At 71.4% G+C, this 11,768-nt stretch carries 9 protein-coding genes and 1 tRNA gene; 8 read left to right on the top strand and 2 right to left on the bottom strand.

Annotation, left to right across the window (positions count from 1 at the left end; genetic code table 11):
• Positions 1-10: 10 nt before the first annotated feature.
• The gene (locus tag NBZ83_RS11725) at positions 11-283 is read right to left on the bottom strand and encodes a hypothetical protein (protein WP_261574952.1); all 273 of its coding nucleotides are present in this window, start codon (positions 281-283) and stop codon (positions 11-13) included.
• A 232-nt stretch (positions 284-515) separates the two neighbouring features.
• On the opposite strand from NBZ83_RS11725, the gene NBZ83_RS11730 reads away from it, so the two are divergent.
• Positions 516-827 (top strand): hypothetical protein, encoded by a 312-nt coding sequence (locus tag NBZ83_RS11730; protein ID WP_261568767.1) that lies wholly within the window; start codon positions 516-518, stop codon positions 825-827.
• Positions 828-1,218: 391 nt separating this feature from the next.
• Here NBZ83_RS11730 and NBZ83_RS11735 read toward each other — a convergent pair.
• Positions 1,219-1,290: transfer RNA gene (locus tag NBZ83_RS11735), tRNA-Arg, on the bottom strand.
• 74 nt (positions 1,291-1,364) lie between these two features.
• On the opposite strand from NBZ83_RS11735, the gene NBZ83_RS11740 reads away from it, so the two are divergent.
• The 7 genes from NBZ83_RS11740 (at position 1,365) to rho (ending at position 11,332) form a co-directional block, all read left to right on the top strand.
• The gene (locus tag NBZ83_RS11740) at positions 1,365-1,751 is read left to right on the top strand and encodes a response regulator transcription factor (RefSeq protein ID WP_261568768.1); all 387 of its coding nucleotides are present in this window, start codon (positions 1,365-1,367) and stop codon (positions 1,749-1,751) included.
• Between the two features lie 109 nt (positions 1,752-1,860).
• A complete protein-coding gene (gene argS, locus NBZ83_RS11745) occupies positions 1,861-3,519 on the top strand; it encodes an arginine--tRNA ligase (RefSeq protein WP_261568769.1) in 1,659 nt (552 codons plus the stop codon).
• A 132-nt stretch (positions 3,520-3,651) separates the two neighbouring features.
• Complete coding sequence (gene lysA, locus NBZ83_RS11750; RefSeq protein WP_261568770.1) at positions 3,652-5,043, top strand: diaminopimelate decarboxylase; 1,392 nt, start codon at positions 3,652-3,654, stop codon at positions 5,041-5,043.
• The gene (locus tag NBZ83_RS11755; protein ID WP_261568771.1) at positions 5,040-6,323 is read left to right on the top strand and encodes a homoserine dehydrogenase; all 1,284 of its coding nucleotides are present in this window, start codon (positions 5,040-5,042) and stop codon (positions 6,321-6,323) included. The genes lysA and NBZ83_RS11755 overlap by 4 nt, the downstream gene beginning before the upstream one ends.
• Positions 6,320-7,438 (top strand): threonine synthase, encoded by a 1,119-nt coding sequence (gene thrC, locus NBZ83_RS11760; RefSeq protein ID WP_261568772.1) that lies wholly within the window; start codon positions 6,320-6,322, stop codon positions 7,436-7,438. The genes NBZ83_RS11755 and thrC overlap by 4 nt, the downstream gene beginning before the upstream one ends.
• The gene (locus tag NBZ83_RS11765; RefSeq protein WP_438803307.1) at positions 7,435-8,532 is read left to right on the top strand and encodes a homoserine kinase; all 1,098 of its coding nucleotides are present in this window, start codon (positions 7,435-7,437) and stop codon (positions 8,530-8,532) included. The genes thrC and NBZ83_RS11765 overlap by 4 nt, the downstream gene beginning before the upstream one ends.
• A 439-nt stretch (positions 8,533-8,971) precedes the next feature.
• Entirely contained in the window at positions 8,972-11,332 is a 2,361-nt protein-coding gene (gene rho / locus NBZ83_RS11770; protein ID WP_368861835.1) for a transcription termination factor Rho, read from the top strand.
• Positions 11,333-11,768: the final 436 nt, after the last annotated feature.

Below are 11,768 nucleotides of genomic sequence, written 5' to 3' on the forward strand. Positions count from 1 at the left end.
GCGGCCGGTGTTACTGGGCCAGGAAATCGGCCAGTGCGGTGCGTTCCTCTGATGTGAGCGGGTTCGCGCTGTAGCGGAGCCGGACCGAGTCGTCGAGTGGCTCGACGCCAACAGCAAGGGCCGAGCTGCGGAGCTTGCCGGGACGGAGTGTCAGAACCTGGCCGGGGCCGACCTCCGTCTGGGCGTCGTCCCCGAGCGGTTCGGCCACGTCGGCGGGCACGCGCGGCTCCTCACTCTCCGCGGCCGTCACATGCACATGGTGGACGGCTGCCGACTCCGCCATGATGACGACTCTACGTCCCGTTCACCCGAAGAGGTTTCTCGGCTCGGCGGTCAACTCCTTCTCCCATGTACTCCAGGGTGTCGCCGGTGAACGAGAGCTCGTCCATCCGCTCGCAGAGTAGGCCGATCGAGCGTATGGACGGTGCGATTCCATAGTTGAGTATGTCACCGAAGGACTCGGTGAAGGGCATGGCGACGAATGCGTGCGACCGTTTCGCCGAGTCATAACCAACATGATCGACTCTTCTCGGAGCCTGCGCCCCCTCCTGGCGAAGGGTGCTGCTGAGGAGGGACTTCAGGCACAGTCACATTCGCTGCGCTCGACCTTGGTCTCTCTCGATGAAGGTAATCGCGCGGAGATCGGGCGGGTGGTGCCCTGGGTCGATTGCCTCGATGACTCCGGCGACCTCGGACTCGAAGGCTTCGACCTCGTCGAGGCCGAAGCCGACACCGTGCAGAGCCAAGCAGATCTCTCCTGCACTGCAGGAGTCGGCTTGGCCGCGACAGCGAGTGCGGATCGCGAAAAACGACGGATCTCCTCGTAGTCAAACATTGACGAGGAGTGAGTGCCGATGGACGGCAGGGCGAGGGAGTCCGTGTGCGCGGCCATGGCCGCGGCGGCCACGGCCAGGTCGACGCCATACAAACTCTGTGCGTGACAAACTCTGTGCGTGCTTCAGGGCGAGTAGATCGCAGTGGTGTGTCAGTGCGTCCCGTGAAGCACGCTCAGCTCGACCCCTGGATATCTTCCGGATACCTCGTATGCCGATGTCGATGCCCGAGGCTGCACACGGATTCCATCGAGGCCGACGTCGCGCCGCCGAGGACCGGGCCGCGTGGGTGGTCGCGGTCGGATGGTGTCAGCGCCGGGGACCGTGGCTGACATCCCGCCTGGACCGTCCGGAACTCCACCGAAGTCGGACGGAAGGTTGTGTGTGCCCCCGGCAGGATTCGAACCTGCGCCACCGCCTCCGGAGGGCGGTGCTCTATCCCCTGAGCTACGGGGGCTCTGGGTCAACGCGGCATACGTTACCAGGCTGGAACACGGGATCGCGCGCCCGGGTCGGCCGTAAGCTTCCGGTGTGTACCCAGCCGCCCCCCGAGTCCTCGTCGTCGACGACGACGCGGTGATACGTCAGCTCGTGGTCGTCAACCTTGAGTTGGAAGGCTTCGAGGTCCATACCGCCGTCGACGGTGTCGACGCGCTCGAGGTGGTGCGTTCCGTAGCCCCGCAGGTGATCACGCTCGACATCATGATGCCGCGGATGAACGGCTGGGATGTGGCCGCCCACCTGCGCGAGGATCCGTCGACCGCCGGCATCAAGCTGATCATGCTCACCGCGCGGGCGCAGGAGGCCGACGTCAAGCGCGGGGCACGCATCGGAGTGGACTACTACCTGACGAAGCCGTTCGACCCCGACGAGCTGATCACCGTCGTCCAGAAGCTCGCCGCCGGCCAGCCGGTTTAGCCACCGGCCCGCCAGGTCGCGCCGGCTGGCCCGCTGGTTCGCCGCGCGACGCCGGTAGGGCGGATCGGCGGGCGGACGTTGAAGGCCGTCGCGCCGATAGCATCGCGACATGACCCCCGCCGATCTCGCTGACGCCATCGTCGCGGCCATTGGCCGCGCGGTCGCCGACGGCGACCTGGACGTGACAGTGCCGACCACCGTCACGGTGGAGCGACCGAAGACCCCCGGGCACGGCGACTACGCCTCCCCGGTGGCCCTGCAGCTCGCGAAGGCGGCCCGCCGTCCGCCGCGCGCCGTCGCCGAGGTGCTGGCCGGCCGGCTGGTCACCGAGCGCGGGATCGTCGGCGTCGACATCGCCGGCCCAGGGTTCCTCAACTTCACCCTCGCCGGGGACGCCCTCGGCGAGATCGCCCGCACGGTCGTGCGGGCCGGCGAGGGCTACGGCCAGGCGGCGAAGCCGCGCGACGTGCGGGTCAACCTGGAGTTCGTCAGCGCGAATCCGACCGGGCCGGTGACGCTCGCCTCGGCCCGCTGGGCGGCGGTCGGCGATGCGCTGGGTCGCATCCTGACCGCGGCCGGGTACTCGGTGGGCACCGAGTACTACGTCAACGACGCCGGCGTGCAGATCGAGCGGTTCGGCGCGTCGGTGCTGGCCGCGGCCGCCGGCCGGAAGATCCCGGCGGAGGGCTACCACGGCGCGTACGTCGCGGAGATCGCCGCGGCGGTGCTGGCGGGCCGGCCCGAGCTGCTCGACCTGCCCGATGACGAGGCGCGCGCGGTGGCCTCCGCCGAGGGCCTGGCCCTGATGCTCACCGAGATCCGGTCCACGCTGGAGGGCTTCGGCGTCCATTTCGATCGCTGGGCCTCCGAGCAGACGCTGCACACCGCCGGCGCGCTGACGAAGGCGATCGACGACCTGCGGACGCAGGGCCACGTCTACGACGCCGACGGTGCGGTGTGGCTGCGCACCACCGACTTCGGCGACGACAAGGACCGCCCGCTGGTGAAGAGCGACGGCCAGCCGACGTACTTCTGCGCCGACGCCGCCTACTACCGCGACAAGCGGGGCCGCGGCTTCGACCAGCTTGTCTACCTGCTGGGGGCGGACCACCACGGCTACGTCGCCCGGCTGAAGGCGATCTCCGCCTGCTTCGGCGACGACCCGGCGAGCAACCTGGACGTCATCATCGGGCAGTTGGTGACGCTGTCGCGCGGCGGCACCCCGGTGAAGATGTCCAAGCGGGCCGGGACCTTCCTGACTCTGCACGACCTCGTCGACGCGGTCGGGGTCGACGCGGCCCGCTACTCGCTGGTCCGCTCCTCGCTCGACTCGCCGGTCGACCTCGACCTCGACCTGGTGACCCGCCAGAGCAGCGACAACCCGGTGTTCTACGTCCAGTACGCCCACGCCCGGATCAGTTCGCTGCTGCGCAACGCCGAGGCGTTGGGCCTGCCGGGCGCATCGGAGACGGCGGACGTCGCGCTGCTGACCCATCCGCGCGAGGTCGACCTGCTGCGGGGGCTCGGCGAGTTCCCGCGGGTGATCGAGGCGGCGGCGACCCTGCGTGGCCCCCATCGGGTCGCCCGGTATCTGGAGGAACTCGCCGGGGTCTACCACCGGTTCTACGACGCCTGTCGGGTACTCCCGCAGGGGGATGAGCAGGCGGGCCCGCTCACCGGTGCCCGGCTGCTGCTGGTCGCCGCGACCCGGGTGGTGCTCTCGAACGGCCTCGGCCTGCTCGGCGTCAGCGCGCCCGAGCGGATGTGACCGGATGGCGGACAGCGGCCGTGGCGCGGGGGACAGGCTGCGGGATGAGACAGGCTGCGGGATGAGACAGGCTGCGGGATGAGACAGGCTGCGGGATGAGACAGGCTGCGGGATGAGACAGGCAGAGGCGACATGAGCGAGACCGACAGCCCGGCGGTGGCAGCCCCGGCGGTGGCAGCCCTGGAGGAGAACCTCTGGCCGGTGACGGCCCGGCTCGACCCCGACGGCGTGCTACGGATCGGCGGCGTCCGGGTCGACGAGCTGGCCGCCGAGTTCGGCACCCCGGCGTTCGTCCTGGACGAGACCGACTTCCGCGCCCGGTGCGCCGGCTGGCGGCGGGCGTTCGAAGACTGTGACGTTTATTACGCCGGCAAGGCGTTCCTGTGCCGTGCAGTCGCCCGCTGGGTGGCCGAGGAGGGGCTCAACCTCGACGTCTGCACCGGCGGGGAGCTCGCCGTGGCCCGTTCGGTCGGCTTCCCGGCCGGGCGCCTGCTGTTCCACGGCAACAACAAGTCGGTCGCCGAGCTGCGGGCGGCGGTGGCCTACGGCGTCGGGCGGATCGTCGTCGACTCCTTCGCCGAGATCGACCGGCTGGCCGCCGTCGCCGCCGAGGCCGGAGTGCGTCAGCGGGTCCTCGTGCGGGTCACTCCGGGGGTCGAGGCGCACACCCATCACTACGTCTCCACCGGCCAGGAGGACCAGAAGTTCGGCTTCTCGCTGGCCGGCGGGGCGGCGGCCCAGGCGGTGGAGCGGGTGCTCGCCGCCGGCTCGCTGCACCTCATCGGCCTGCACGCGCACATCGGCTCGCAGATCTTCGACACGGCCGGCTTCGGCCTGGCCGCGCATCGCATGGTCGGCCTGCTGGCGCGTATCCGCGACACCCACGACCTCGAACTGCCCGAGCTTGACCTCGGCGGCGGGCTCGGCATCGCGTACACCAGCGAGGACGCCCCGCTGGAGGTGGCCGACGTCGCCGAGCGGCTCACCGCGGTCGTCGGCAAGGAATGCGCGGCTGCCGGGCTGCGCGTCCCGCGCCTCGGCGTCGAGCCGGGCCGCGCCGTCGTCGGCCCGACGACGGTGACCCTCTACGAGGTCGGCACCGTCAAGGAACTGCCCGGGCTGCGCACCTTCGTCAGCGTCGACGGCGGGATGAGCGACAACATCCGCACGGCGCTCTACGACGCCCGGTACACCGCCCGGCTCGCATCCCGGGCGGGGTCGCCCGCGGCCCACGTCGTCACGCTCGTCGGCCGGCACTGCGAATCCGGCGACGTCGTCGCCCACGACGTGCCGCTGCCCGACGACATCCACCCCGGCGACCTCGTCGCGGTGCCGGCCAGCGGCGCCTATCACCGGTCGATGGCCAGCAACTACAACCATGTCACCCGGCCGCCGGTGGTGGCGGTGCGCGACGGTGTCGCGCGGCTGATCGTCCGGCGGGAGACCGAGGAGGACCTGCTGCGCCTCGACATCGACCCCGCAGACCCCGCAGACCCCGCAGACCCCGCGGCGGTGACCCGGTGAGGATCGCCCTGCTCGGCTGCGGCGTCGTCGGCACCGAGATCGTCCGGCTGCTGCGGGCCAACGCCGGCGACCTCACCGCCCGGGTCGGCGAGCCGCTCGAACTCGTCGGGATCGCGGTCCGCCGCCCGGAGCGGGTCCGTGACCTCGACATCGACCCGGCACTGTTCACCGCGGACGCCGCCGGACTCGTCGCCCGCGACGACGTCGATCTCGTCATCGAGGTCGTCGGCGGGATCGAGCCCGCCCGGGACTGGCTGCTGGCCGCCCTGCGGGCCGGTAAACCGGTGGTCACCGCGAACAAGGCGCTGCTGGCGTCGGACGGCGCCGTGCTGCACGACGCCGCCGCCGCCGCCGGCACCGATCTTTACTACGAGGCCGCGGTCGGCGGGGCGATCCCGCTGATCCGGCCGCTACGGGAGAGCCTGGCCGGCGACCGCGTCCGTCGGGTGCTCGGCATCGTCAACGGAACGACGAACTTCGTGCTGACCCGGATGGACGAGACCGGCGCGTCGTTCACCGAGGCGCTTGCCGAGGCCGGCGCGCTCGGCTATGCCGAGGCCGACCCGTCCGCCGACATCGACGGCTACGACGCCGCCGCCAAGGCGGCGATCATGGCCCAGCTCGCCTTCCACACCCGGGTCACCATCGACGACGTCTACCGGGTCGGCATCGGCGATGTCACCGCCGCCGACATCGCCAGCGCGCGCGAGATGGGCTGCACCGTCAAGGCCCTGGCGGTCGCCGAGCGCTCCGCCGACACCGACGGGATCAGCGTCCGGGTCCATCCCGCCATGATCCCGCGGGTCCACCCGCTGGCCGGGGTGCGGGAGGCGTTCAACGCCGTGTTCGTCGAGGCGGAGGCCGCCGGGCAGCTGATGTTCTACGGCCAGGGGGCGGGCGGCGCGCCGACCGCGTCGGCGGTGCTCGGCGATGTGGTCGCGGTGGCGCGCAACCGCATCGCGGGTCGTCGCGGGCCGGGCGAGTCCTCCTACGCGGCGCTGCCCGTCCTGCCGATGGGCCGTACCGTGACGAAGTATCACGTGAATCTCGACGTCACCGACAAGACCGGCGTGCTCGCGACGGTCGCCGGTGCCTTCGCGCGTCACGATGTGTCCATCAGGAGCGTCCGCCAGGACGGCCGCGGCGATGACGCGAGCCTTGTCCTCGTGACGCATGCCGCGCCCGACGCGGCGCTGTCGGCCACCGTCGAGGAGCTACGCGGCCTCGCCGGGGTGCGGGCGGTGTCCGGCGTGATGCGGGTCGAGGGAGGTGAGCCGTGACCACGACGTCCACAGCTCGTGTGGAGTCCACAGCCCGTGCGGAGTCCAGCCGGTCGCACCGGCCGTGGCGGGGGATCATCGAGGAGTACCGCGACCGGTTGCCGGTCGACGACGACACACCGGTGATCACTCTGCGTGAGGGCGGTACACCGCTGCTACACGCGGCGCACCTGTCCGAGCTCACCGGATGTGAGGTTCATCTCAAGGTGGAGGGGGCGAACCCGACGGGTTCGTTCAAGGACCGTGGGATGACGATGGCCATCAGCCGAGCCGTCGGCGCGGGCTCCGAGGCGGTCATCTGTGCCTCCACGGGCAACACCTCGGCCTCGGCCGCCGCCTACGCCGCCCGCGCCGGCATCACCTGCGCGGTGCTCGTGCCCAGCGGGAAGATCGCGCTGGGCAAGCTCGCTCAGGCGCTCGTCCACGGGGCCCGGCTGCTTCAACTCGACGGCTCCTTCGATGACTGCCTGCGGGTGGCCCGCGAACTCGCCGACACCTCACCGGTCACCCTGGTCAACTCGGTGAACCCGTTCCGCCTCGAGGGCCAGAAGACGGCGTCGTTCGAGATCGTCGAGGCGCTCGGGCGGGCCCCGGACGTGCACTGCCTGCCGGTCGGCAACGCCGGCAACATCACCGCCTACTGGCGGGGGTACCTGGAAGAGGACACCCGAATCGGCGCCGGCCGGCCGCGGATGTGCGGCTTCCAGGCGGCGGGCGCGGCCCCGATCGTGCGCGGCGAGATCGTCACCTCCCCGCAGACGATCGCCACCGCGATCCGCATCGGCAATCCGGCCTCCTGGGACTTCGCCGTCGACGCGCGCGACTCCTCCGGCGGCCTTATCGACGCCGTCAACGACCGGCAGATCCTCGCCGCCTACCGGCTGCTCGCCCGCCGGGAGGGCGTCTTCGTCGAGCCGTCGAGCGCGGCGAGCATCGCCGGGCTGCTGATGGCGCGCGCGGACGGGCGCATCGAAGCCGGCCAACGCGTCGTGTGCACGGTGACCGGTAACGGTCTGAAGGACCCCGACTGGGCGATCAGCGGGGCGGCCCGACCGGAGACGATCCGGCCGACTGTCGCGGGCGCCGCCGAGGCGCTTGGGCTGCGGATCTCGTGACCGCTGCCGGGAGCGCGCCGACGGCAGGCACCGGCTGGACCGACACCGACACCGACACCGACGGCGCGCCCCGGCGGGTGCGGGTGCGAGTCCCCGCCACGAGCGCGAACCTCGGCCCGGGCTTCGACGCCTTCGGGCTCGCCCTCGGGCTGTACGACGAGGTCGAGGTCGAGGTGACCTCGACCGGCCTGACCATCGACGTGGTCGGCCCGGACGCGGTCGCCCAGGACGAGACGCATCTGGTGGTCAGGGCGATCCGGTCGACGTTCGACCTGCTTGGCCGGGCGCAGCCGGGGCTCGCCCTGCGCTGCGTGAACCGGATCCCACACGGGCGGGGGCTCGGTTCGTCCGCGGCCGCGATCGTGGCGGGGATCGTGGCCGCGGCGGCGCTGACCCGAGCCGACCTCGGCCCGGAGTTCGAGGCCGGCGCCGCGGCGAACCCGGGCAACCCCGGCGTAGCCCGTCCCGGCGCCCTTTCCTACGAGACCGCGGCAGATCCCGGGTCCGCGGCGCTCGCCGGATCCGACTGGATGCTGCGCCTCGCGCATGACATCGAGGGTCATCCGGACAATGTGGCCGCCGCGCTGATGGGCGGTTTCACCGTCGCCTGGCAGGACGTCGGGGGAGCCTGCTGCCTGCGCGTCGACCCTTTCGCCGAGCTGCGGCCGGTGGTCTTCGTGCCGACCACGCGTCAGTCCACCGAGGCCTCGCGGGGGGCGCTGCCGGCCCTGGTGGGGCTGCCCGACGCCGCCCGGACCCTCGGCCGGGCCGCACTGCTGGCGCTGACGATGTCCGCCGCCGAACCGGCCGGAGCGGCACAGCGCGCCCGCACCCTGTTCAGCGCTACCGAGGACCTGCTGCACCAGCCCTACCGCCTGCCTGCGGTGCCGGCCACCGGCGAGCTCGTCGCCCGGCTGCGCGCCCTGGGGGTGCCGGCGACCCTGTCCGGTTCCGGGCCGTCGGTGCTCGCGCTCGCTGTCGGCGGGGAACAGGCTGCGGCGGCGGTGGGCACGGCGAGCTCGGATTTCTCCGTCGCGCCGCTGAGCGTTGACCGGTATGGTGCGCAAATCACCCGCCTTGACGCTGATAAGTAGCTGAACGGCTTCATTATGTAATAATGTCGGGTTGGGGTGGGGCGCTCAGGCCGTAGCTCCGCGGTCATGTGTCACATCGGGAAGTCCTGACGTCTCAAGGTTGTTGCCGAGGTGTCCTGCGCTGGATAGTCTGGTGACTGCACCCGCTGCCACCGCGGCGCGTGCTCGCTCCCGCAGTGCCGCTCTGGCAACGCCAGATGGGCCGTGGTTCGGGACTCCGGTGTTTCGGCCTCGTCGTCGTTGCCTCGGCTCCACACCGGCACACCTGGGCGGAATCGGCGAGTTCGCTCGCGGCAGTCGGCCGCTGGCGCCGTAGATGGGCGCGACGTTCGCCCATCCGGTGCTGTACATCCCCTTCACCCGGCATCTGTGCAGGCGAAGAAGGTTCACAAGCTACGCCCGGCTCATCAGGAGCCAGTTCCTTCAGGGAAGGAAAACCTTGAGCGACACCACCAACGTGCTGCCACTGAGCGCACGTGAGTCTGCGGCGCCTGCGACGCTTGCGTCGCCGCCCCACGAGAGTGGGCCGGCGGCCGCCACCTCGTCCGCAGACGCCATCAACACCGCTGCCGACAACGGCAGTGCGCGCGCCGGCCGCGGCTCCCGGGCCGCCGCCGCGGCCGTGGTCCCGGCCGCCGAGAGTGCCACCGCGACCCGGCGGCGCCGGCAGGGCACCGGGCTGTCCGCGATGCTGCTTCCCGAACTGCAGGCCATGGCCTCGTCCATGGGCATCCAGGGGGTGGGCCGGCTGCGCAAGGGCCAGCTCATCGCCGCGATTCAGAACCTGCAGAACGGCGAGTCCGCGGGCGGCTCCGCGACCGCCACCGCCGATCAGGCGCCCACCGCGACCATCCCGGCTCCGAGTGAGGCGCCCTCCGCGGCGCCCCAGACGACCCGTCAGCCCGTCGGGGACAGCGGTGCTCCCAGCACCACCACCCGCACCCGTTCCCGCCGCGGCGCGTCGCGCGGCGTGGCGAGCCCCGCCGCCGAGCAGCCAACCCTGCCTGACTCGCCCGGCGACACGGTCGTCGAGACCCGTCCGGCCCCCGTGGTCGCGGCTCCGGCGCAGCCCGCCGCCGCGGCCCAGCCGGTCGTCGCCTCCGTCCAGTCCGCCCCGGCCCAGCCGGCGACCGCCCCCGGCCGACAGGCCGAGGGTGCTCCCCGGGGCCGTGAGGACCGCCGCGACCGCTCCGGCGACAACGGCCGCTCCGGCGGCGACGGGGGTGAGCGGCCCACGAACGACCGTCAGAACACGGATCGTCGATCCGGCGGGGACCGGCAGGACCGTCAGTCCGGTGACCGCTCAGGTCGGTCCGACCGGACCCAGAGCGACCGTTCGAGCAGCGACCGTTCAAGCAGCGACCGCTCCAGCAATGACCGCTCCAGCAATGACCGTTCGAGCAATGACCGTTCAAGCAGCGACCGCTCCAGCAATGACCGCTCCGGCAGCGACCGTTCGAGCAGCGACCGTTTTGGCGGGGACCGTTCGGGCAGTGACCGTTCGAGCGGGGACCGTCTCGGCGGGGACCGTTCCGGCCAGGCCGGGCAGGGCGACGACGACTTTGCCGGCCGCAGCCGGCGGGGTCGCTTCCGTGAGCGTGGCCGCAACCGTGGCCGCGGCGGACAGGCGGGCCCGGTCGAGAACGAGCCGGTGCTGCGCGAGGACGACGTTCTGGTGCCTGTCGCCGGCATCCTCGATGTTCTGGACAACTACGCCTTCGTCCGGACCAGCGGCTACCTGACCGGCCCGACCGACGTCTACGTCAGCCTGGCCCAGGTTCGCCGCAACGGGCTGCGCCGCGGAGACGCCATCACCGGGGTGGTGCGCGCGCCGCAGGAGGGCGAGCAGCGCCGGGACAAGTACAACGCGCTGGTCCGGTTGGACACGATCAACGGAATGGAGCCGGACGAGGCGCGCGGACGGCCCGAGTTCACCAAGCTGACGCCGCTGTACCCGCAGGAGCGGCTGCGCCTGGAGACCGAGCCCCACCTGCTGACGACGCGGATCATCGACCTCGTCATGCCGATCGGCAAGGGGCAGCGTGCCCTCATCGTCAGCCCGCCCAAGGCCGGCAAGACGATGGTGCTGCAGTCCATCGCCAACGCGATCACCACGAACAACCCGGAAGTCCACCTCATGGTCGTCCTCGTCGACGAGCGGCCGGAGGAGGTCACCGACATGCAGCGCTCGGTCAAGGGTGAGGTCGTCGCCTCCACCTTCGACCGGCCGCCGGCCGACCACACCAACGTCGCCGAGCTGTCCATCGAGCGGGCCAAGCGCCTGGTCGAACTCGGCCACGACGTCGTCGTCCTGCTCGACTCGATCACCCGACTGGGGCGCGCGTACAACCTGGCCGCCCCCGCCTCCGGCCGGATCCTGTCCGGTGGTGTCGACTCGACCGCGCTCTACCCGCCGAAGCGCTTCCTCGGCGCGGCGCGCAACATCGAGAACGGCGGGTCCCTGACGATCATCGCGACGGCGCTGGTCGAGACGGGCTCGACGATGGACACTGTGATCTTCGAGGAGTTCAAGGGGACGGGCAACGCCGAGCTCAAGCTCGACCGCAAGATCGCCGACAAGCGGATCTTCCCGGCGGTCGACGTCGACGCCTCCGGCACGCGCAAGGAGGAGATCCTGCTTGCCCCCGAAGAGCTCTCGATCATGCACAAGCTGCGTCGCGTGCTCCACACGCGGGAGAACCAGCAGGCCTTGGAGCTTCTGCTCGACCGGCTCAAGCAATCCCGGACGAACTACGAGTTCCTCATGCAGATCGCCAAGACGGCGCCCCCTCAGGATTAGCCCCATATTTCGCCTTCGGCGAAATATGGGGACCCCGAAGTCCTTGGGCGCCGTGCGGGGTGACGCCGGATCGCCTTCGGCGATCCGGCTGGGGGAGCCGGGAAGGGCCTTCGGCAAAATTCGGGGCCCCCGGTCTGCGGATGCGGTCGCTCATCAGTTCCATGCCGGTGTTTGGTGACGGGGTGTGATGTCAGATGGCGCCCGCCTCGCCGCCGGACCGCGTCGGCGCCACCCCGCGAAGAGGGGGTGTGCATGGGAGCGGAGCCATCGGGGTTCTTCTGCAGGGGCAAACCGGACGCCGGACCCTCCAGAAGAACCCGGTTAGGCGTGCTCCCAGGCATCCGCCGCCGACGCACGAGCCGTCGCCCGTTTCGCAACCCGCTGCAGCTTCGGTAATTCGGCGGGGGAGCCGCGGGGGCTTCGGTGAGATGTGGGG

It is taken from the genome of Frankia gtarii, from assembly GCF_025403375.1.
Classification (GTDB): Bacteria; Actinomycetota; Actinomycetes; order Frankiales; family Frankiaceae; genus Frankia; species Frankia gtarii.